A 22,597-nucleotide genomic window follows, 5' to 3' on the forward strand; every position below is an offset into this window, starting at 1 on the left:
CGCGGATTCCATCGACTCCGGGATGGATAGCCGCCGCTTGGAATCCAAGGTCACGATCATGGTCAGATCATTCCACCGTGGGCGGGGAGGTCAAGGATAGCTCCAAGAAACGCTCGTGCAGTGGTGACCCACCGACCTTATTTCGAGACTTCAAGCCGTCCCCAGCCGGACCTTTCGGAGAAAGGTCCCTGCCTCCGCCCCTTCTCAGACAGCCTCTACGCTCCTTCGTCCAGCAAACTCGCCGCCATCGCACGGGCGGAATCCCCTCCCCGCCGAGCATGCGGACGAGTTCCGAAATGCGGCCCTCACCCGTGACCGGGAACATCTTCGAGCGGGTGCGGCCACCGGCGACTTCCTTCTCGACGACGTAGTGGCGCGCCGCCAGTGCAGCGACCTGCGGGAAGTGGGTGATGGCGACGACCTGATGGCGGGTGCCAAGGGTGGCCATTTTCTTGCCGACGGCTCGGGCGATCTCGCCGCCGACATTGGCGTCGATCTCGTCGAAGACCATCAGCGGCGTGGCATCCTGATCGGCCAGCGCGCTCTTCACCGCCAGCATCACGCGGCTGATCTCGCCGCTGGAGGCGATCTGGCGCAGGGGCTGGAGCGGCTCGCCTGGGTTCGGGCCGAAGAGGAAGTCGATCCCTTCCAGGCCGGATGCGGCGGGCTCCTTGTTAGAGGTGACCAGGAGTTCGAAGGAAGATTGGCGGAAGCCGAGGTCCTTGAGCTGCGCGGCGATTTCCTTGGCGAGCTTCGGTGCGGCCTTCTTGCGCTTGGCGGAGAGGGCCAAGCCGGCCTTGTCGGTCGCTTCGCGAAGTTGCACGGCCTCCGCCGTGAGCTGTTCGAGCCGCTCGCCGCGGTTCTCGACGGAATCGAGCCGCGCCGCGGCGCGGTCCCGTTGTGCCAGGACGGAAATCAGATCGCCGCCGTATTTCCGCTTCAGCGTTTCGAAGAGGTTCACACGGTCCTCCAGGCGGGCCGCCTCCGCGGGATCGATGTCCAGTTCCTCGGAATAGTCTTCCAAGGAGCGTTCCAGCTCCTGGAGTTCCATCACCGCGCCTTCGAGACCCTGGGTGCGCTCGCGGACGCTGGGATCGAGCTTCTCCAGTTCCCTGACGAGACGCTGCACCTCTAACAGGCGCGTCAGCACCCCGGCTTCGTCCCCACCGAGTGCGAACGCTGCGGCTGCGGAAAGCTCCACAAGGCGCGAGGAATTGCTGGCCCGGCGATAGCGATCGGCGATTTCGTCTTCCTCCTCCGGCTTCAATTGGGCGGCATCGATCTCGGTGACCTGATGGCGCAGGAGGTCCAGCTCCTGCGTGCCCGCCGTCTCGGCCTGACGCAGGTCTTCCAGTTCGGCCTCCTTGTTCCGCCACGAGCGCCACGTCGTGCGATAAGCCTCCAGCACGTTGTCGCTGCCCGCGTAGGCATCCAGCATCGCCAGCTGCCGCTCGGTGGAGAGCAGGGACTGGTGATCGTGCGGGCCGTGAAGGTCGACCAAATGCTCACCCAGCCGCTTGAGCAGGGCCAGGGTCACCGGCGAATCGTTCACGAATTGCCGGGTCGCGCTCTGCCCGATCACGCGGCGGACGATCAGCGAGCCGTCCTCGCAGGCATTCAGACCACCCTCCGCCAGCACCGCATCCACTTCCGCAGCATCGCGGAGTTCGAAAACCGCCTCCACCGTGCAGGCGTCCTCGCCGGTGCGGATCAAGGACTTGTCCGCCCGCTCGCCCAGCACCAGCTTCAGGGCACCGACGATGACCGACTTGCCGGCACCGGTTTCCCCGGTGACCCCGACAAGGCCGGGGCCGAGTTCCCAAACGAGTTCATCGACGAGGGCGAGATTGCGGATCTTGAGCAGGGTAAGCATTGGCTTTGCCGGGGCGGGCTCATTATGCAAGCGTCGCCCGGCGAAGCAATGGCGGCGGATTTTGAACTGACATTTCTCGGCTCGGGGACCTCGGTGGGCGTGCCGGTGATCGGTTGTCCGTGCCGGGTTTGTCACTCGCAGGACTCGCGGGACAAGCGCACCCGGTCCTCGATTCACCTTCGTTCCGGGGACCTCTCGGTGCTGGTGGATTCCGGGCCGGACCTGCGGGCGCAGGCCTTGCGCGAGGGTCTCACCCGGGTGGATGCAGTGGTCTACACCCACGCCCATGTCGATCACGTGGTCGGTTTCGACGAATTGCGGGCCTTCTGCTGGCACCGCGAGGCACCGCTGCCGCTGCATGCGACGCCGGAGACCATGGAGGTGCTCCAGCGGATGTTCGGCTGGGCCTTCTCCACGGAGAATATCTACCGCGGCTACATCAAGCCCGATCCACAGTTGATCGCCGGGCCTTTTTCCATCGGCGACCTGAAGATCACGCCGCTGCCGGTGATTCACGCGAAAGCCGACACCCTGGGATTCCTTTTCGAGCCGCCGGGCGGGCCGAAAGTGGCCTATATCCCTGATGTAAAAGAGGTCCCGCCGGGGACCATGGAATTGCTGGCGGGAGCCGAAATTCTCATCATCGATGCCCTCCGCGAGCAGCCGCACCCCACCCACCTCTCGACGGACGAGGCACTGGCGGTGATCGCGGAATGCAAGGTGCCGCGGGCTTGGTTGACCCACCTGAGCCACGAGAACCTGCACGGCGAACTGGACGCGGGGCTGCCACCGGGGGTGCAGGTCGCTTGGGACGGCCTGAGGATCCGCGCCTGAACTCCTCCGAAAGACGGCTTTTTGGGCGAGCCGCGGCTTGCGCGCCGGGCTCCGTCAGGCATGCTGGCAGCGTGTTCCGCTGTCTGAGTTTCATGATTGTCCTAGCGACGGCCCAAGCCGCCCCGGAGTTGCCGGTGTCGCAGTCGGTGGGGGTACTCTACAATTCATCGTCGACCGACTCGACGGCGCTGGCCAACGCCTACGCCAAAGCCCGGCAGATTCCGGCGACCAATCTGATCGGCCTGCCGCTGCCGGATAAGGAAGAAATCACCCGGGAGGAATTCAACAAGGCCCTGCTGGAGCCTCTCAAGGCGGAATACGACAAGCGCGGCTGGTGGAAACGCGAAAAGGATCCCGCCGGGAACCTGATACCGACGACCACCCGCATCCGCATCCTCACCTGCATGTTCGGAGTGCCGAGCCGGATCGCCGCCACCGCTAGCGAACCGAAGGCAAAGCCCGGCGGCCAACCGGTCATCAATACCTCGGAAGCCGCGGTCGACTCCGAATTGGCCCTGCTCGGCTTGGAAGGCCTGCCGATCGCCGGTCCGCTGAAAAATCCGTATTTCAAGATGGAGAAGAGCTTCTCCGAAAGCGGACTACCGATGACCTTGGTCGGTCGCATCGACGGTCCTTCGCGCGCGGTTTGCGAGCGGATGATCCGCGACGCGGCGGAGGCGGAGAAGACCGGGCTCTGGGGCATGGCCGTGATCGATATCGCGAAGAAGTTTCCCGATTCCGCCGCCGGTGATCCCTCGCTGGAAAATATCGTGAAGCTGCACGGCGAGACCGGCATCCCGACCCTGGTGGACCGCTTCCCGGACACCCTGCCGATCAACTATCCCTTGCGCGATGTCGCTCTCTACTACGGCTGGTATGACTGGCACGTGAGCGGGCCCTTCCTTAACGGGCCGTTCCGGTTCAAAAAGGGCGCGGTGGCGGTCCACTTGCACTCCTTCAGCGCCTCGCAATTGCGCGATCCCGGGAAGAATTGGTCCGCGCCGCTGCTGGCACGCGGGGCCGCCGCCACGCTCGGCAATGTCTATGAACCCTATCTCGAGATGACCCATCATTTCGATATCTTCCAAACGCAGCTGCTGGCGGGCTATACCCTCGTGGAGGCAGCCTACATGTCGGTGCCGGTGCTTTCCTGGCAGAATGTAGTGCTCGGCGATCCGCTTTACCGGCCCTTCCTGCACCTCGACGGCAGTGGCGAGAGGTCGGAGGGCGATCGGGACTACCGGGCCATCCGCGTGGCCACGCTGCGCTGGAAGGATGACCCGAAAGAGCTTGATGCGATGCTGCGAGACGCTGCCGACCGGATGAAGAGCGGCGTGATGATTGAAAGCCTGGCCATGAAAGAGGTGGAACAGCAGAAGGGCGACGAGGCCGCCTCCGATTTCCAAAAGGCCAAGATCTACTACACGGAAAAGACCGACCGCCTGCGCATGGACTTGCAGGTGGCGGCCGTAGACCGCGCCGCAGGAAGAAACGCCGCCGCAATCAAGACGCTGCGGGGAGCGCGCATGATCTATTCCACTCTCCCGGAGGGTGCCGCCGCCCAGTCCTGGCTGAATATCCTCGATCCTCCGGCACCGCCGGCGACTCCGCCCCGCTGATGGACTACCGCGGCCTGCTGAACCGCGTCTGGGAATCGCACTCGCTGGCCGAGCCGGTGCACTCCCCCTTGCCATCCGAGTTGGAGCTGCAGGCGCTGTGGTTCGCCGGTGCCTTCGGCCGCGACTTCCGCGACACCGCGGGAAATACGGTGCGCATCGTACAATTCGGTGAATGGAACCGCACGGCCGGGCCGGATTTCCTGCAAACCGCGATCGAGACCCGCGGCGAGGTCCGCGAGGGCGCGATCGAGCTCGATTCCCGCGCCAGCGATTGGGAAGTTCACGGTCACGGGGCCGATCCGGCCTTCGAGGGCACCGTCCTGCATGTTGTTTTCCACGCGGGAGGACCGGAAAGCTTTACCCGCACCCGCGAGCATCGCGAGGTGCCGCGCGTGGTGATTCCCGCTGACCTGTTAGAAGAAGCGCTGATGCGCCCGCGGCGTGAGACCGCGATCGCCCGCCCCGGCCGCTGCGTGCATCCGCTTGCCGGACTGCCGCCGGTGGCGGTCTCCGCGCTGATCGTGGAGGCGGCCACCTACCGGGCGGGCCTGAAGGCGGCGCGCTTCCTGCGCACGGCGGATGTGCACGGGCCGGACGCCGCACTCTATCAGGCGGTAGCGGAGACGCTCGGCTACCGGGCCAATGCGCTGGGCATGCGCCTGCTCGCACAGCGCCTGCCGCTGTCCGCGCTGCGCGAATCACCGGAGAAAGCGGAGGCGCTGCTCTTCGGCGTCGCCGGTTTCCTCTCGCCCGATCTCCACGAGAAGGCACCACCCGATACCCGCGAGCATTTGCGCCTGCTCTGGGACACCTGGTGGAAGGCGCGCGGCCGTTGGGAATCCACCCACGCGATTCCGTGGAAGGCCGCCGGCCAAAGGCCCGCGAATCATCCGCATCGGCGGGTCGCGGCGCTCGCCGCCCTGGCGCGGGATTGGCCGAAATTCCGCAAGCTCGCCACCTCCCGGCCCTTGGACATAAAAGGCCTGTTCACTTATCTCGCGAAGCTCGCCGACCCCTTCTGGACACACCGCCACACCCTGTCCTCCGCGCCATCGTCACAAGCCGTCGCGCTCTTCGGCGAAGCCAAGGCCATAGAACTGCTCGCCAACCATCTCTTCCCGCTTGCCCTCCATGACGGCGAACCCTTCACCAACTATCTCAAGCTCTCCGCCGGAGCCCGCAATGAGAAGGTCAAGCGCTGCGCGATCCGCCTCTTCGGCAGCGAGGACGCCGCAGCACCGTGGCTGAAGAAAGCGGCACACCATCAGGCGCTGCTACAGATCTACCGGGACTTCTGCCTGGAAGACTCAAGCGATTGTGCGGACTGCCCCTTCCCGGAGCAGTTGAGGCAATGGAACAGGAAGAAAATTACTAATGACTAAGCACTAATTTTTAAACCGAAGTGTGATGAAGAATGATATTTGCTTGCCCGCGGACGAAGAGGCGGGACGACACCCTTTCTCCAACCGGCTGTTGTTTAATAATTAGTGCTTAGTAATTAGTAATTTCCTTTTTGTGCTTTCTATCCTCGCCCTCAACGCCCTTCCGAAAATCGGCCCCATACGCGTGCGCCGCCTGCTGGAGCGATTCGGTGATGCGGAGTCGATCTTGAAGGCGCGGAAGGATGAATTGATCCGCGTCGATGGCATCGGCGAGGAGACCGCGACGATTCTGACGAAGTGGCAGGACTTCGCCGACCCGGTTACGGAACTTCGCGAGGCGACCGAGCGCGGGATCTCGATCCTCACGCCGGAGGACGACCATTTCCCGCCTGCCCTTCGGGAGGCCTATGACGCTCCCCTCTTGCTCTACGTCTGGGGCAAGGTCGAAGCGCGGGACCGGCATGCCATCGGAATCGTCGGCACGCGGCGCTGCACGATCTACGGCCGGCATGCCACCAAGCTGGTTTCCTTCCAGCTCGCCCACGCCGGTTTCACCATCGTCTCGGGCTTGGCGCGCGGCGTGGATACTGTCGCTCACGAAGCCGCGCTGGCCGCAGGCGGACGCACCATCGCGGTGCTGGGTTCAGGCCTCGCGCAGCTCTTCCCCGCGGAAAACCTGGCGCTGGCGGAGAAGATCGCCGAAGGGCGCGGCGCGGTGGTCTCGGAATTCCCGCTCCACACCATGCCCGACAAGCAGACCTTCCCGCAGCGCAACCGCATCGTCGCCGCCTGGTCGCGCGCGATCGTGGTCACCGAGTGCGCACGCAAGTCGGGCTCGCTGATCACGGCCAATCTGGCCGGCGACTACGGCCGCCCGGTCTATGCCGTGCCGGGGCCGATCGACGCCGAAAGCTCGGCCGGTTGCAACCAGTTGATCCGCGAAGGCGCGACCCTCGCCACCAGTGGCGAGGACATCCTCGAGGACCTCGGCGAATTGCCCTTCGCGCGCCCCGCGGCCATGCCCGCCGCGCAAGCCGCCACCCTCCCCGAGCTCCCCGCGGAGGAAGCGAAGGTCTTCTCCGCCCTCGGCGAGGGCGAATCCGGCGTGGACCGCCTGGTCGAAAGCACCGGCCTCGCCGCACCCGTGGTAGCCACCAGCCTCATGAAGCTGGAAATGCGCAAGCTGGTCCGGGCCCTGCCGGGTTTCAGGTATGTGAAGCGCTGAAGCAGTAAAGGAAGGTGGCATCTTTTTGGCTCTCCGTCAGGTTTGCTGAAGCTCTTCGAGGAAGCTCCCAATGCGGATCGATGTCCCCCCTTTGCGGCGCAGCCGCTTTGGAGTGCGGCGGGCATCGCCGCTTTCCTGCGCTGCGTGTCGGAGAACGCCGTCACGAATCCATCCCTTCGTTCCCCCCTTGCAATCCCGTCAACCGTTCCGTCACTTTCAGGAAGATCCGCAGCTGCCGGTCAGAGCCCCTCGCCCCCTCCGCCATTTCCAATTCTAAGAATGGAGCGCGTTAAGAACCGCCTCGGGCTCCCGCTCGACCACCCGCAAGAGCGCCTTGGCAGGCCCCTCGGGTTCTCGTCTGCCCTGCTCCCAATTCTGAAGGGTTCGGATGCTCACTCCAATCATCTGGGAAAAATCCGCTTGGGTCAGCTTGAGGCGTTCCCTCAAACCCTTCACATCGATCTTCGAAACCACGGTGCGGCGATGCGGCAGGTTCTCCCCGCGCATGATCGCACCCATCTGCTTCACGCTAAGCACGAGCTTCTGGAAATCCTGGTCATTCATGGGTGTAGAAATCGATGAGCTGCTTGAGAACTTTGGATTGAGCCGATCCGGACGGTACGTCAATGGAGTAGCTTTCGCATCCTTATTCTGCAACACACCACGCCACTCCCATGAGCCCGATCCCCTTCTACGTCCGCTACCTGATCACCGGGTGCGTGGCGTTTCCCTCGGCGCTCGTGAGGGTATGCGCGATCATCGCCTCCTGCATCCTCGGGACGGCATGGCTGTTCGGAGTGGAAGGATCCCGGGGATACCCCACTTCTTGGGTATTCGCCGCGGCGCTCGCCGCCAGCACTTTGGGCTACCTCGGCGTGGTAGGGTCGGACTTCATCACGGCGAAACATCGCTACGCCGTCGATGCGCGTTCGGTGCTGCGCTACATCCTGATCGAGATCGCGGTCCAATCGGCCGGCATTACCGGTTTCTGCCTGCTGGCCGCATGTATCCTCGGATCTCCGGTCCCCGCTCCTATAAGCCCATGGATTTACGGGGTGCTCGGGTTATTCGCATGCGCCTGCGCCAATTTCCTCACCTTCCGCTACAATCTTCCCCTCAAGGAGTGGAAGGCAACCTGGCGCGGGGACTATGGCATCGTCCCTCCCCCGCCCGATCCGGAGGAAGAATCATTTCACCGGGAATGAGTGCGACAAACAGCCCCGGCACCCCTTCGCACGGTGGCATCGCGCCCGCCCCATCCTTTGAAAACCGGCAGTCTGAATTCAATATTCATCCAGCTTCCCAAATAACATCCCCTACGGGGATCGCCCCCTGTTTACCGGAATCCCCTTGCCAAGCGCCGTCCCCCCGTCTAGTCCCTCGCCCCGGAGACAGCCGCCTATTCCATGGGAAAAACCCTGATCATTGCCGAGAAACCCAGCGTCATGACCGACCTCAGTCGGGCATTGGCCAAGGCTTTGGGAAAATTCGAGAAGGAGGGAGCCGGTCGTGATTCATGGTTTGAGAACGACCAGGCAATCATTACTTCCGCCGTCGGCCACCTGGTCGAGCTGCGCATGCCCACCGGTCCGAACGGGAAGAAATTGCCGTGGAAATTCGACGTGCTGCCCGCGATCCCGGAACGCTTCGAACTCGATCCCATCCCGGATTCCGAGGCCCGCCTGAAGCAAGTCCTCAAGCTGGCCAAGCGCAAGGACGTCGACAACATCGTCAATGCCTGTGACGCCGGCCGCGAGGGCGAATTGATCTTCCGCTACATCATGGACATCGGCGAAATCAGCAAGCCGGTGAAGCGGCTGTGGATGCAGTCGATGACCAACCAGGCAATCATCGACGCTTGGGAAAAGCTCCGCTCCGACGAGGAGATGCGACCGCTGGCCGATGCCGCGAAGTGCCGCTCGGAGTCCGACTGGCTGGTCGGCCTGAATGCCACCCGCGCCCTGACCTGCTTCCGCTCCCGCCACGGCGGCTTCAATATCACCGCGGCCGGCCGGGTGCAGACCCCGACGCTGGCAATTCTCGCGACCCGCGAGGCGGAGATCCAAGCTTTCCAATCCAGTCCCTACTTTGAAGTCCACGCGAACTTCGGCGTCGCCGCGGGTGATTACCCCGGCCGCTGGATCGACGAGGCTTGGAAGAAGAACGAGGCGATCCCCCACGGTCGCCAGGAGCGGATCTGGGAACAAGAGAAGGCGGAAGCGATCAAAGCCCGCTGCGAGGGCAAGACCGGCACGATCTCCCAAGAGACCAAGGCCCAGACGCAGGCCGTTCCCCAGCTCTACGACCTGACCTCGCTCCAGCGGGACGCGCCCTTCACCGCGAAGGGCACTCTCCAGATCGCCCAGGCGCTCTATGAGAAGCACAAGATGATCACCTATCCCCGGACCGACTCCCGCTACCTGCCGGAGGACTATGGGGACACCGTCCGCGAGACCTTGCGCGACCTCGCTTCCTCCGAACTCGAGGTGGCGAAATACGCCCGCATGGTGCTGGAAGGGAAAAACGAGAACGGCCCGCGCTTCCACCAATCGAAGCGGATCTTCGACTCGAAGAAAGTTTCCGATCACTTCGCGATCATCCCCACCGGCAAGTTCTCCAAGCTCAGCGACACGGAAGGCAAGCTCTACGACATGATCGTGAAGCGCTTCATCGCCGTGTTCTTCCCGAACGCGGAGTACGAGCAGACGACCCGCTTGACCCGCATCGTCACCGGCGATGTCACGGACACCTTCAAGACCGACGGCCGGGTAATGGTGAAAGCCGGCTTCCAGGAAGTCTACGGCCGCCGCCCCGGCGTGGCCTCGGGCAAGGACGAACTCACCGCCGTCGCCGTCGGAGAAAAGGCCGACGTGAAGGAGATCGAAGTCCGCCACGAGCAGACCAAGCCGCCCGCGCGCTTCACCGAATCCACCCTGCTTTCCGCGATGGAAGGTGCGGGCAAGCTCATCGACGACGAGGCGCTGCGCGAAGCCATGGCCGAGCGCGGCCTCGGCACACCGGCCACCCGTGCTGCCACCATCGAAGGCCTGATCGCGCAGAAGTACATCGTCCGCGATGGCCGCGACCTGCACGTCACGCCGAATGGCATGCGCCTGATCCATATCCTCAAGGAGATGCAGATCGTCGGCCTGACCTCGCCCGGCTTGACCGGCGAATGGGAATTCAAGCTCCGCCAGATGGAGCACGGCCAGCTCCAGCGCGGGGTCTTCATGAACGAGATCGAGGAGTATACCCGCGATATCGTGCAGCGCGCCAAGTCGCTCGCCACCGAAATCAAGAACCGCGCCTTCCCCGACCTCAAGGCCACCTGTCCGAAGTGCGGTGCCGAGGGTCTCAAGCAGACCGACGAGAACTACGAATGCCGCACCCCGGATTGCGGCTTCAAGGCGAAGAAGTACATCGCCGGCCGCGTGCTCTCGGAAGAGGAAGCGCGCGAACTCTTCAGCAAGCGCTACGTCGGTCCCCTGATCGGTTTTCGCTCGAAGTTCAACAAGCTCTTCGATGCCGCGCTGGAACTCGACGACAAGTTCAAGATCAACTTCGTCTTCGAGGGCAAGGATGACCGGATTGTCGAACTCACCGAAGAGATGGTGCTGGGCACCGTCACCCTCCCCGATGGCAGGACCGTGAAGGTCTATGGCACGGAGAAGGCCTACATGGTTCCGGAACTGAAGACCAAGAGTGACCCCGAAGGCCTGCGCCTCGGCCGCGAGATCCTCAAAAGGGAGATCCCGCAGGATCAGGCCTTCAAGTTGCTGTCCGAGGGCAAGACCGATCTCCTCAAGGGCTTCGTCTCGAACCGCACCAAACGCGCCTTCGACGCCCATCTCAAGCTCGACCTGGACAAGGGCAAGATTGAGTTCGAGTTCCCCGAGCGCCCGCCACGTGCGGCGAAGAAGGCGGCGAAGGAAAGCTAAGCGGCGGCTTAATCCATCATTTCCAAGACTCGGAAATGATCTTCGCTTCGGCATACTACAGGTGGTATGCTAGGCCGTTTCTGTTGCCCGTTTTTCCATCCGGGTCCGGCGGATCTTTTCCGCCAGCAGGAACAGCATGACCCCCGCGGTAATCACCACGCAGGGCCAAGCCACCCACCTGTCCAAGGGTCGCCGACCCCTTGATGGCAAGAGCACCTCTCCTTGGATCACTTCGCCCTGGCCGGGCACGCCGGTCTCCCCGGCCAGCTTGCCATTCGGCAGGGCGATGCGGGAGTAGCCCGAGCTAGCCACGCGGAACAAGGGCACGCCGTATTCCGCCGCGCGCACCGCAGCCAACTGCGCGCTCAGTCGGTGGGCGGGCACGCCCCATGATATCACATCCATCGCCGGGATCACCAGCAGGGCGGCCTCCTTGGCGATCAGGCCGTCCATCACCCGGGTGTAGTTCATGTCGTAGCAGATCGCGATGCCGATGCGCCCGAGCGGGCCGTCCCAAACCCGCTGGTGGCGCGCGGGCCGGCCATCGTCCATGAACTGGATCGGCACCGACTTCGCCTGCCGGTGGATCACCTTGCCCTCGGGGCCGACCACGTAGGCCATGTTGTAGAAGAAGTCGTCCATGTGCTCGCCGCTGTGGCGCTCCACCCCGCCGACCAGCACGTGCCGGGCATTCCGCCGGCACCAGTCGAGCAGCTCCGCAGGCAACGCTTCCTGGTAGGTATATTCGCTCAAGACATAGAGCATCGCCTGCGGTGCCTGCTTCAGTGCCAGATCCAGATCCGCGATCACCTGATCCGGAAAAGTATCCTCACGCTGCACCCCGGCGAACGCGATCGACTGGCTGCCCTCCGCCGCGGGCCGCGCATGCGGCAGCCCCATCAAGCCCAGCGGCAAGACTGCGGGCAGCAGCCATTTCACCGGCCCGCGCGAGGTGTCCGCCACCCAAGCCGCGGCATACACGAAGAGAGCCCCCACACCGTATACCCCGAGCCAATAGAAGGCTCCGGCGTAGTCCGCTGCCGGCAGGACGAAGCCCGGCGTCAGCCACGCGAACTTGAGCGGCCACACTTCGCAGCGGGTGAACTCCAGGCCCAGCCACAGCACCGGCGCTACCACCACGCCCCATTCCCGGCCGAAGCGGCGCTCCACCAGCTTCGCCAAGGCCACGAAGGCGGCGATCCAAACCGCAAGCGCGAACCACAGCGCGAAGGCCAGGGTTCCGAATACTCCCTCGAGGAACACCAGTTGCGGGACCATGATCCCGAGACCGACCAGCAGCCCGCCGTAGAAGGCCCGTCTCACGGTCGCCGCGCGCCGCAGTCGCAGCAGGAAGACCAGCGAGAGCAGGACCAGCCAGCCCGAGGCGATCGGAAAGGCCATGCCGGCTTGGAAGAGCCCCGTGGCGAGGACGATCTCCGCGGTCCATTGCCGCCACGAACTGCCGCGGCGGATCTCCACCGCTATAACTTCCTCCGGGGCTTGGGCTGGTCCTGACACGTCCTCCTTCTGGCAGGTCTTGGCGCGATGCCAAGACTCCCGGCAAGCCATGGCGCCGGTGCGGGCGTGAAGCGTGTAGCGCTCCTTCACCCCGGGCGCGGATCCACTCCAGCCGGTATCAACCGAGTCAAATTCCTCCCAGCGGTTTTGGTCACCTGTTCCCACGCGTCAGAACCTTCAGACCTCATCACCCACACAACTCGTTCAATATTAGCCAAATACTTCACATCCCCGAAGTATATCCGTTCCTCCGCCACGCCCTCCCGATTTTTGGATTCTCAAAGCCTCACGCGGCAGGCAAGCTGCCCCGCATGACCCTGCCGCGCCTCGCCGCCACCGCCCTGCTCGCCCTCTCCGCGGTGCTACCCCTCCATGCCAGTGGCAAGAAGGGCGACCCGAGCGGAATTTCCTTTCACCTCCAAGGAGATACGACGGACAACCCGAAGATGATCTTCACCCAGGCCACCAATGGCAAGGTGTTGCCCTACCGCCGCCTGCCGGAGATCGTTACCAAGGACATCGCGTCCTTCTCGCCCTTTCCCTCCAAGGATGGCGACGGATACGGGATCGTTCTCCAGCTCAAGCCCGCCGTGAAGAATCGCTGGTCCGCCGTGACCGCCTCCAGCATCGACCGCTGGCTGGTGGCGATGGTCAATGGCCGCGTGGTCGATGCCGTGCTGATCGACAAGCAGATCGACGACGGCCAGATCGTGATTTGGAAGGGCATCGGCGAAGCCGAGATTGCCGCCTTCGACGAAATGGTTCCCCGGATGGGGGAAGAAAAGCCCCGAGGTAAGAAAAAATAACGACATGCTCCGCTCGCTCGCTCTCGCCGCCGCAGTCCTGTCTCCGTTCACCCTTTCCGCCGTGGAGCTCCAGCTCCCCACGGAAAACCATCATCTGCTCTCCGGCGAGCCCGACAAATTCTACATGTACGTGGACCGCACCTTCGAGGGTGTGACCTCGAAACCGTGGGAGGCCGGCGGCTTTGGTTTCGTGCGAAATCCGATCCGCTTCGGCGAGGATGTGGTGCTGACGAAGTTCCACGAGGGCGTCGACATCTCCCCCACCGCCCGCGACAAGGCCGGCAACCCGCTCAACCTGGTCAATGCCGTGAGCGACGGGACCGTGGTCTACGCCTGCAGCTCGGTCGGCCGCTCGAACTACGGCAAGTACGTCGTGGTAGAGCACAAGTTCGAGGGGGATGCCTTTTACAGCGTCTACGCCCACCTCGCGGACATTTCGGTGAAGCCGGGCGACGCGGTCCGCACCGGCTCGCTGCTCGGCCGCATGGGTTACACCGGGGACGGTTTCAACCGTAGCAACGTCCGCGCCCACCTGCACCTGGAGATGTGCCTGCTGATGAGCGCGCACTTCGAAGGCTGGCACACCGCCTTCTCCGGCGGCGCGAATTACCACGGCAATTTCAACGGCATGAATCTCGCCGGGATGGACGTGGCGAACCTCTTCCTGGAGCACAAGAAGAACCCCGCGCTACGGGTGCAGGACTTCGTCCGCTCCTCTCCGCCCTACTTCAAGGTCACCCTGCCCCGCCACGGGGCTTGGGACTTCGCCGAACGCCACCGCTGGCTCGTCAACGGCGACATGGCCGCCCCCTCGCCCTCCTGGGAGGTCTCCTTCACCGCTACCGGGCTCGCGGTCGGCATCGCCCCGAGCCAGCTTGAGGTCACGGAGCCACTCGTGAGTGCCGTCCGCAACTCCAAGATCAGCCACCGCCAGCTCACCCGCGGCCTGATCGAGGGCAGCGGCAATACCGCCAAGCTCACCAAGTCCGGCAAGCAACTCGTCAACCTGCTGACCGACAATTTCCCGATGGTGCCGGTGGCCAAGGATCCAAGTGCCAAGATCGAAGGACCAAGTGCCAAGGAAGAGTCCGATTAGCAGCCCTGATGGCTGCTCCTGCCTTTTCTTGGAACTTGGCACGTCTCACTTGGAACTTCAGCCTCCGCGGCATGGATCACATCCTTGCCCGCATCGAGTCCCTCGGCCTTGCCCTTCCGGAAGTTCCCGTTCCCGTCGCCGCCTACGTCAATTGCGTCCGCAGCGGCAACCTGCTCTTCCTCTCCGGCGGCCTACCCATCGATGGTGAGAAGAAGGTGATCGGCAAGGTGCCCGCCGAGGTGTCGGTCGAGCAGGCCCAGGAAGGTGCCCGGATCATCGTGTTGAACCGCCTGGCGGTGGTGAAGCAGGAGATCGGCTCGCTGGACAAGGTCGTGCGGATCGTCGCGCTGAACGGCTTCGTCGCCTCCGCGCCGGACTTCTACGGTCACCCGCAGGTGGTGAACGGGGCTAGCGAGCTGCTGATCGAGATCTTCGGGGACAAGGGCAAGCATTCGCGCACCGCTCTCGGCGTCACCGCGCTGCCGCTGAACGTGGCGGTGGAGATCAATATGATCGTGGAGGTGGAGTGAGATCGGCCGAGCGGGTGGAGGTCTTGCGACCGCGGTCGCGCGGATAGTGGGAGGCGATAAGCCGGTGTCCGGAACGAGAGTCGCATAGCGACCGTGGACTGCGTGCAGCCTGCTCTCCCCGTTACCCACATCCGGTCCCGCCCCATGCCTGCCCCCCGGGACCGCGGAGGCTCTACCCGCAGAATGGTCCATGGCAGCCCTCTCCATCGCGCGGCGGTGGTGGAAGCGCCGTCGCTTGGCTGCCTGCCTCTCCGTGCCCAAGGCAGCCAGGGACCATTCTGCGGGCCGGTGGCTCCGCGCTCCCAGCGGTGGAGCCGTCCGTGAAGCATCACCGGAATGTGGGTAACGGGCAGAGCCCGCTGCCGCTGTGGCCAGGCAGCCTGCTGCCGTGAAGCACGGGAGAGTTCCGTATCACGCTCCGTTCGCGGCTCGCCACACCCGGTGCTCCGCCTTTGCAGCGCCCCTCGCAGCAGGCTGCATCGGGACAGCGGCAGCAGGCTGCGCGCAGTCCACGGCGGCGGAGCCGCGGAAGACAGATCCTTACAGGCATTGGACTTTGGTCCGCACCTTCGGTCCTGCGAACCCTTGGTGGGGATGGATGCTGCCTTGGAATTTCAGGCGGACTGAAGTCCGCGCTCCCGGTAGCCGCTCAATATTCCCCACCGGCGAATTCGCTTCGAGCGCCTTCGGCTCGGGGACCTTGGCAATGAGTTCCTCGATCTCTCCGCAGAGCGTCTGCCACTGGGTGTCCGACCACTTGAGCGGGGCGTGAAGCTTTTTGCGGAAGCGCTCGATGCGCTTCTCCGCATCCTGGGTGATGCGGGCGGGCAGCTTGCCGAGCTCGATGGCGGCGGCTTCCGCGCGTTCGGTCTTGTGGCAGATCATCGCCAGGTCGTTGCCGGCTTCGATCGCCGCGACCACGTCGCTGTTGTCTTTGTAGCGGTCGGCGATCGCGCCCATGTCGAGGTCGTCTGTTAGGACGAGGTGCCTGTCGAAGCCGAGCTGGTCGCGGAGGAAGCCGGTGACGATCCGTTTCGAGAGCGAGGCCGGGCGGTCCGGATCGATGGCCGGGAAGAGCACGTGCGCGAGCATCACCGCGTCGAGTTCCGGCATCAGCGCGGTGTAGGGAATCACGTCCTCCTTCAGCAGATCGGCGAGCGTGGCATCGCTCACCGGGAGGTCGAAGTGCGGATCCGACAAGGCACGGCCACAGGCGGGAAAGTGCTTCGCGCAGGAAAGGATCGCGCGCTTGCGCAGCCAGCGGTTCCAGCTTCCGGCGTGATCGATCACCCGCTGCGGATCGCGGCCCCAGCAGCGGCCGCGCAGGGCGTTCTGAAGGCCGGGATGGTGGTCGAGGTCGAGCACCGGTGCGAAATCGAGATTGAAGCCGAGAAGGCGCAGTTGATCGCCTGTCAGAACGCCGGCCCGCGCGCTCAAGTTCACATCGCCCTTCGCGGCGAAGGCATTCGCGGATGGCAACGCGGGTGCGATGTCCTTGGTGCGCGTGACCCGTCCGCCTTCCTGGTCGATGGCGAGGATCGGCTCGTGGACGAGTTCGCGGAGGTCGTCGGTCAGCTTGCGGGTCTGGATGGCGCTGGTGATGTTCCGGCCGAAGAGGATGAAGCCCGCCGGCTGGAGCTTGCGGAAAAGTGCCGCTTCATCCGGAGCGAGTTCCGGACCGCGGACGCCGAGCAGGAGCAAGTGACCATTCACGGGCGGAGAATGGAGGATGCGGCGTGGGCGGGAAAGGGAGATCTAAGATTTGAAATTTCAAATCTGAAATCCGAGATCTGAGATTTGAGATTTGAGATTTGAGATTTGAGACCTCGGGGGGAACTCGAAAAGCGGCTCACCCGGTCATCCGGGATTGGCATCTCCCAATGGGCATGTTGTAGTATCCGGCCTATGGAGAATCCCTATGCGAGCCCGACCGTCCCGCCGCTTCCCCCGACCGATGATATCGCCCGCGCGCTCCAAGGCCTTCAGTATCCGCTGCAGCTCAGCTTCAAGATCCTGGCGCTCGCCAGCCAAGCGACGCTGACCGACTCCGCGGGCCGGACGATCCTCTATACCAAGCAGAAGATCTTCAAGTTCCGCGAACACGTGGAGATCTTCACCGATGCCTCCCAAACGACCCGCCTGGCGGAGATCCGCGCCAACAAGGTCATCGACTGGTCCGCGCGCTACAATTCCACCGATGCCAGCGGGCGCGAAATCGGCAGCGTGGGCCGCCGCGGCTGGCGCTCGATCTGGCGTGCGCATTACGAGATTTTCAATCCCGGGGACAACACGCCCGACTTCTCGATCCGAGAAGAGAATGCCGGCGCGAAGGTGGCCGATGCCTTTTTGAGCGAGATCCCGATCATCGGGATGTTGAGCGGCTATCTCTTCCATCCCCGCTACCTCGCATCCCGCTCGGACGGAACCCCGGCGATGCGCTTGACGAAGGAGCCCGCATTCTTCGAGGGGCGCTTCCGGATCGACAAGCTGTCAGACCTCGCGCCGCGGGAGGAGATGAACTTGCTGCTATCCTATCTGATGCTAGTGCTGCTTGAACGCCGGCGAGGCTAGGAGGAAATGACGAACGCGGGGAAAATGACGAATGTCGAATTCAGAATGACGAATGAAGTGTGAGGCTGAATCTTTCTGATTCCGGCTTCATCCCTTCCCTGTCACAAGCCATTCGGCATTCGGGAATTCGAAATTCGTCATTCCCCTCTCACTGCTGCCGCTGCTGTTGCTCTTGCATGCGCCTCTGCACGCGTTCCTGCACGGGCTGCGGCAGGTTGGCGCTGCCAATCCACTTCGATGCGGCGTTGAAATCCCGGCGTAGCCAGCCGTCCAGTATGCGGCCGTACATCCGCTCCTGCTCGCGGGCATTGGTCATCTTGCCGATGTAGTTCACCGCGAGGTCGGGAGCCTCGCCGAAGGAATGCCAGACGAACTGCTGATAGACGCCGTTGTTCGCATCGGCGGCATTGGCATCGAGGAAATCGGCGGCGGCCTGCGGGTTCTCCATGGCCATGCTGTTGGCGACACCGCGCAGGGCATTGGTGCGGGCGTCGCCGGCGGGCAGGGCCTTGTAATAGGCCACGGCGGCACCCTTGTCCTGTTCCATCCATGCGGTCAGCACATCATCCATCGTGCGATTCGCGGCCTCGCCCGGATTGCGGATAAGAAACTCGGCGGTACTGGCAGGATCCTTCGCGGCCAAGGCATCGGCGACGCGGGCGATCGCGCCCTGCTTGAGCTGGTCGTCGGCTATACTCTCCGCCCACTTCTGCGCGGCATCGCCACCTTGAGCCAGCAGATGGGGCAGCAGCGCGGCCAGCGCCTCGCCGCGTTCCTCCGAAAAGGGCATCTCGGTCAGCAATTGGGAGGCCCGCGCCGGATCACTTGCCGCGATGCCTTGGATCACGCCGATCAGCCATGGATTGCCCTCGCCGTCCTCATCCTCGTGGTGCTCGCGGGCCCAGCGCAGTGCGGCATCGGGATCGCTGGATGCCCAGCTCGTGAGAATCGTATTCCGGGCGAAGCGGTTGCCAGTGTGCTCATCCGCATAGGCCAGAGCCTGCATCGGGTCCTTTTTGGCCCAAGCGGTCAGCAACATCGAATACTCCGCCATCCGGGTGTCGGTCAGGCCCGACGAGCGGAAGGAAGCGACCACCGACTCGAATTCCGCCGGGTCGATCGTGTTGATGTAATCCAGCCACGCCTTGCTGCGCTCCATCGGGTCGGTGACGAGCATCAGCTCCTGCATCTTGGCGAGGGCCTTCTCACCACGGGCACTGGCAGGGCCCTTCGCGGCATCCCGCGCCGCGCCATCACGGCGGGCGGTTTCCGAGGACTCTCCCGCCCCGCCGCGGCTGGAAACTTTCCCTGGCATCGTTCCGGCAGAACCGGAAGCCGGTTCATTGCCAGAGGGTGCGGTCATGCGCCCGGCGAAAAAGGCTCCGGCGCTGGCCACGACGACCGCGCCGATCAGAGTGAGGTTACGGGATGACATGGAGATTCATTGGATTTAACGCCGCTGGAGCCGCGAAGTGTCTCAATAGGAGGCACAAAACCCCGGATCATTCCCGCAATGAGGGCTGGCGAATTTCCTTCACCACTGCGGCTTTGTGCCCGGCGGGTTCACGATGATCCGCGCCTCCGGATTGTCCCGGATGTAGGCGAAGGCCCAGCCCAGCAGCACCGAAAGACGGTTCCGGAAGCCGATCAGGAAGGCGATGTGGATGAAGAGCCACGCGAACCAGGCCAGCAGGCCCTTCATCTTGAGCTTACCAGCTTTCGCGACCGCGTGGTTCTTGCCGATGATCGCCATGAAGCCCTTGTCGAGGTAGCGGAATTGCGGCCTGAGATCGAGTTTCTTGTCCGCGAAACGGCCCTGCTCCAGACGCTTCTCCTCCTTCAGCAGCTTGGCAATGTGGCGGCCCATCTGGGTCGCGGCAGGTGCCAGACCGGGCACGGGCTTGTCGTCCGCATCCTTCATCCGCACGAGGTCCCCCGCCACGAAGACGTGCGGCAGGCCCGGCAGCGAAAGATCGCCGTTCGGAGTCACCCGTCCGGCGCGGTCGGCGAGCGGCACGCCGAGCATGGCGGTGAGCGGATTAGCCTCGACCCCGGCAGCCCAGATGATGGCTTCCGCTTCGAGGACGGTGCCGTCGGTGAAATGCAGCGAGCCCTTCCTCACGTCATCCACGCGCATGCCGGTCCAGACTTCGACGCCGATTTCCTTCAGGCGCTGGCGGGTGTATTCGCTCTGATCCTCATCGAAGGCTTCAAGGATGCGCGCCGAACCCTCGATCAGCACGATCTTCAGCTTCGAGGTGTCGATGCGCCGGAAATTCGTCCGCAACGAGCGGTGAACCAGATCGGAAAACGCACCGGAGAGTTCCACCCCGGTCGGCCCGCCGCCAACGATGGCGACCGTCATGAGGCGGCGGCGGTCGCCTTGATTCTCCGTCAGCTCCGCCTTCTCCAGGTTCGAGAGGACGATCCGGCGGATGCCTTGGGCATCGGCCAGGGATTTGAGGCCCAGCGTGTGATCGGCCCACTCCGACTTGCCGAAGTAAGAGGTGCGCGCTCCGGCGGCGAGGAGGATGTAGTCGAAATCGTAACGTCCGCCCGAGCTTCCGGTGGCGAACTTGGCGACCGGATCGAGCGTCACGATCTCATCCATCAGCACGGTGACATTCGGCGCGTCCGCCAAGATCTGGCGGATCGAGCGGGCAATGTCCGGCGCGGCGAGCGATGCGGTGGCGACTTGGTAAAGGAGCGGCTGGAAGAGGTGGTGATTCGTCCGGTCGACCAAAGTCACGGCAAAGCGGGAATCGCCTGCCAAAGTCCTTGCACATTCGAGGCCCGCGAAGCCTCCGCCGATGATCAAAACGCGGCTCGCACCCTTGTCCGTTGCTGCCATGCGCCTACCCTCGCAGAATCGCGGAATAACTCAACCGGGAGCTTGTGAAAATTTTCACAAGCTCGCAAATCACTGATAACGGGGACTCTGCGCAAATGCACCGGCGCCGGGTTGAATCGTTCGTTTGACACGCGGGGCGCTTGAATCATGGTTTTCCCCATGAGCGCGGTAGCAGGAGACTCGAAAGTGGCCACGAAGCAGCGGCTGATTGAAGCGGCGGAGGCCTTGTTTGCGGACGAGGGATTCGACCGGGTGTCGGTCCGGGACATCACCAACAAGGCGGCGGCCAACGTCGCGGCGGTGAACTACCATTTCGGCAGCCGCGAAGGCTTGGTGGCAGTGGTGATGGCCCGCTACACGAATCCGGTGACGGAGGAGCGCATGGCGCGGCTTGAAGCCCTCGAACGCCGGGCTGGCGGCAAGCCGGTGGCGGTGGAGGAGATCCTCGACGCTTTCATCCGGCCCTTCGCCACGCAGGTGCGGCGCTCGGAGCTTTCCGAAAAGCTGTTTTTCAAACTGATGGGCCGGATGTTCGGCCAACAGGGTTGCCAGCTGCCGCCGATGGTGGAGACCCTCTTCATCACGATGGTGCAGCGCTACCACAAGGCGCTTTCCAAAGCCCTTCCGGGACTGCCCGCGGATGAAATCTGGTGGCGGATGCATCTGATGTCCGGCTCCATGATCCACACCATGGCTCACGCCGAGATCGTCCAACGCTTCTCCGGCGGCGACGCCGGGAATCCGACGATGGAGCAGCTTCTTTCGCGATTCATCCGCTTCTCCGCTGCCGGCATGAAGGAAGGCATCGCCGAGGAGGACGACGAATCGAAACCGAAGGGACCCCAGGTGGAGTTTCCTTTCTAACGGTTTTCCCGATTTTACCGCCGCGCGGGGCGGCGAATGAAACACCCCGCGTATCGACCGGCTGCCCTAATCAGCATGACTTTTCTCCGCGCCAGCGTTATCGCCACCGCGGCGCTTCTTACTGCCTGCGCCTTGCAATCGCCTCCTTCCCGGAGCGGCGAAGCGGGGGACGTTCCCGGATCATGGTCGGCCACCAGGGAGGCCCGGGCCGGTGTCGATCACCATTGGGTCGGCAGGATCGGAGGCGCGCCCTTGGAGCGGCTGGTGGCGGAAGCCGACCGTTCGAATCCGAGCTTGCGCGCTTCCGCCGCCCGCGTGGAGCAAGCCGCCGCGCTGGCGAAGATCGCCGGGGCCGAGCGTCTTCCGACCTTGGGCGCGGGCTTGCAGGCCAGCCGTCAGAAGCAGAATCTGATCGGGATTCCCGGAGTCAGCGGTGGCTCCACCAGCAATAACTTCGGCGTATCGCTGCAGGCGGCATGGGAAGTCGATCTGTGGGGACGGGTCAAGGCGGGCACCGAGGCCGCCATCGCGGATGCGCAGGCGCAGGCACAGGCGGACCGCGCGCTACGTTCTTCTCTGGCGGCACAGGTCTCGAAGGCCTGGCTCGCCGTGGCCGAGGCGAACGAACAGGTCACGCTGGCAGAGCGCGCCGTGAAATCGCGCGAGGAATCGAACACCCTCGTCCGGGAGCGCTTCGAACGCGCCATCGCGGAGGACGGCGGTTCGGCGGCGCAGGTCCGGCTGAGCGATACCGAGCTTTCCACCAGCCGCTCCGACCTCGAGCGCCGTCGCGGCGAGCGCGAGCGGGCGCTGCGGCAACTCGAGCTTCTGTTAGGACGCTATCCTTCCGGCGATGTGACCGGAACGGCGCGCTTGCCGAAGCTGCCCCCTGCCCCGCCGGCCGGCCTGCCCTCCGAGCTTCTTCTGAGGCGGCCTGATTTGTTAGAAGCGGAGCGTCGGCTCGCGGCCTCCGGCAAGCGTCGGGAGGAATCGGTCAAGGCGCAGTATCCGAGCATCCGGCTGACCGGCAGTCTCGGCACCACCACCGACCAGCTCGAAAAGATCCTCAGCAGCTCGAACGGCGTTTGGTCGCTGGGTGGCAGCTTGACCCAGCCGATCTTCCAAGGCGGCCGCATCCGCGCCGGAATCGAGCAGGCCGACGCCGCGGAGCGGGAGGCGGGCGCCAACCTCCAGCGCGTCGTGCTCGATGCCTTCGGCGAGGTCGAGCAATCGCTGGTCGCCGAAACCTATCTGCGCCGCCAGGAGCGAGAGCTGGAGCAGACGGTGGAATTCTCGGAGGACGCCATCGAGCGCGCCAACGAGGAATTCCGCAATGGCACCGGCGGCGTGCTCACCTATCTCGCCGCGCAGAACCGCCACATCGAGGCCGCCACGGCACTCGTTTCCGTGCGGCGGCTGCTGCTCGACAATCGCATCAATCTCCACTTGGCGCTCGGCGGCGATATCGTCGTGCGCGGGCCCTAGTTCCT

At 64.0% G+C, this 22,597-nt stretch carries 18 protein-coding genes; 12 read left to right on the top strand and 6 right to left on the bottom strand.

The features are described from left to right. Positions 1-67: 67 nt before the first annotated feature. Entirely contained in the window at positions 68-1,873 is a 1,806-nt protein-coding gene (gene recN, locus ABWK72_RS05765) for a DNA repair protein RecN (protein ID WP_367873829.1), read from the bottom strand. Positions 1,874-1,897: 24 nt separating this feature from the next. Here recN and ABWK72_RS05770 point away from each other — a divergent pair, with 24 nt between their 5' ends. The 4 genes from ABWK72_RS05770 to dprA all read left to right on the top strand — a co-directional run bounded on the left by ABWK72_RS05770 (position 1,898) and on the right by dprA (position 6,933). Further along, positions 1,898-2,707, top strand: a complete 810-nt coding sequence (locus tag ABWK72_RS05770) for an MBL fold metallo-hydrolase (RefSeq protein WP_367873830.1) — start codon at positions 1,898-1,900, stop codon at positions 2,705-2,707. Positions 2,708-2,799: 92 nt separating this feature from the next. Beyond that, positions 2,800-4,326, top strand: a complete 1,527-nt coding sequence (locus ABWK72_RS05775; RefSeq protein WP_367873831.1) for a TIGR03790 family protein — start codon at positions 2,800-2,802, stop codon at positions 4,324-4,326. Next, positions 4,326-5,708 carry a DUF2851 family protein gene (locus ABWK72_RS05780; protein WP_367873832.1) on the top strand — a complete coding sequence of 461 codons (1,383 nt, stop codon included), beginning with the start codon at positions 4,326-4,328 and terminating at the stop codon, positions 5,706-5,708. The genes ABWK72_RS05775 and ABWK72_RS05780 overlap by 1 nt, the downstream gene beginning before the upstream one ends. A 133-nt stretch (positions 5,709-5,841) precedes the next feature. Further along, on the top strand, positions 5,842-6,933 hold the full coding sequence (gene dprA, locus ABWK72_RS05785) for a DNA-processing protein DprA (RefSeq protein ID WP_367873833.1): 1,092 nt from the start codon (positions 5,842-5,844) through the stop codon (positions 6,931-6,933). 273 nt (positions 6,934-7,206) lie between these two features. Here the strand turns inward: dprA and ABWK72_RS05790 are convergent, their stop codons facing one another. Continuing rightward, positions 7,207-7,497, bottom strand: coding sequence for a helix-turn-helix domain-containing protein (locus ABWK72_RS05790; RefSeq protein WP_367873834.1), 291 nt, complete (start codon positions 7,495-7,497; stop codon positions 7,207-7,209). Positions 7,498-7,607: 110 nt separating this feature from the next. Here ABWK72_RS05790 and ABWK72_RS05795 point away from each other — a divergent pair, with 110 nt between their 5' ends. After that, positions 7,608-8,138, top strand: coding sequence for a hypothetical protein (locus tag ABWK72_RS05795; RefSeq protein WP_367873835.1), 531 nt, complete (start codon positions 7,608-7,610; stop codon positions 8,136-8,138). 201 nt (positions 8,139-8,339) lie between these two features. After that, positions 8,340-10,871, top strand: a complete 2,532-nt coding sequence (topB, locus tag ABWK72_RS05800; protein WP_367873836.1) for a DNA topoisomerase III — start codon at positions 8,340-8,342, stop codon at positions 10,869-10,871. A 69-nt stretch (positions 10,872-10,940) separates the two neighbouring features. Here topB and ABWK72_RS05805 read toward each other — a convergent pair whose 3' ends face one another. Beyond that, positions 10,941-12,554, bottom strand: coding sequence for a nitrilase-related carbon-nitrogen hydrolase (locus tag ABWK72_RS05805; RefSeq protein WP_367873837.1), 1,614 nt, complete (start codon positions 12,552-12,554; stop codon positions 10,941-10,943). 146 nt (positions 12,555-12,700) lie between these two features. On the opposite strand from ABWK72_RS05805, the gene ABWK72_RS05810 reads away from it, so the two are divergent. From ABWK72_RS05810 to ABWK72_RS05820, 3 genes are all read left to right on the top strand, one after another. Next, complete coding sequence (locus tag ABWK72_RS05810) at positions 12,701-13,195, top strand: hypothetical protein (protein ID WP_367873838.1); 495 nt, start codon at positions 12,701-12,703, stop codon at positions 13,193-13,195. Between the two features lie 4 nt (positions 13,196-13,199). Then, a complete protein-coding gene (locus tag ABWK72_RS05815) occupies positions 13,200-14,291 on the top strand; it encodes a M23 family metallopeptidase (protein WP_367873839.1) in 1,092 nt (363 codons plus the stop codon). 71 nt (positions 14,292-14,362) lie between these two features. Further along, positions 14,363-14,821, top strand: a complete 459-nt coding sequence (locus ABWK72_RS05820; protein ID WP_367873840.1) for a RidA family protein — start codon at positions 14,363-14,365, stop codon at positions 14,819-14,821. Between the two features lie 540 nt (positions 14,822-15,361). On the opposite strand, the gene ABWK72_RS05825 is transcribed toward ABWK72_RS05820, so the two are convergent. Next, positions 15,362-16,534 (bottom strand): glycoside hydrolase family 3 N-terminal domain-containing protein, encoded by a 1,173-nt coding sequence (locus ABWK72_RS05825; protein ID WP_367873841.1) that lies wholly within the window; start codon positions 16,532-16,534, stop codon positions 15,362-15,364. Positions 16,535-16,726: 192 nt separating this feature from the next. Between ABWK72_RS05825 and ABWK72_RS05830 the strand changes: the two genes are divergently transcribed. After that, on the top strand, positions 16,727-17,392 hold the full coding sequence (locus ABWK72_RS05830; protein ID WP_367873842.1) for a hypothetical protein: 666 nt from the start codon (positions 16,727-16,729) through the stop codon (positions 17,390-17,392). 148 nt (positions 17,393-17,540) lie between these two features. Here ABWK72_RS05830 and ABWK72_RS05835 read toward each other — a convergent pair whose 3' ends face one another. Continuing rightward, positions 17,541-18,827 (bottom strand): hypothetical protein, encoded by a 1,287-nt coding sequence (locus ABWK72_RS05835; RefSeq protein ID WP_367873843.1) that lies wholly within the window; start codon positions 18,825-18,827, stop codon positions 17,541-17,543. A gap of 99 nt (positions 18,828-18,926) precedes the next feature. Next, positions 18,927-20,243: an NAD(P)/FAD-dependent oxidoreductase gene (locus ABWK72_RS05840; protein ID WP_367873844.1), complete on the bottom strand. Its 1,317-nt coding sequence runs from the start codon at positions 20,241-20,243 to the stop codon at positions 18,927-18,929. Positions 20,244-20,402: 159 nt separating this feature from the next. Between ABWK72_RS05840 and ABWK72_RS05845 the strand changes: the two genes are divergently transcribed. Further along, entirely contained in the window at positions 20,403-21,107 is a 705-nt protein-coding gene (locus ABWK72_RS05845; protein ID WP_367873845.1) for a TetR/AcrR family transcriptional regulator, read from the top strand. A gap of 75 nt (positions 21,108-21,182) precedes the next feature. Then, positions 21,183-22,592: an efflux transporter outer membrane subunit gene (locus ABWK72_RS05850; protein ID WP_367873846.1), complete on the top strand. Its 1,410-nt coding sequence runs from the start codon at positions 21,183-21,185 to the stop codon at positions 22,590-22,592. Positions 22,593-22,597: the final 5 nt, after the last annotated feature.

It is taken from the genome of Luteolibacter sp. Populi (genome assembly GCF_040801775.1).
Classification (GTDB): domain Bacteria; phylum Verrucomicrobiota; class Verrucomicrobiia; order Verrucomicrobiales; family Akkermansiaceae; genus Haloferula.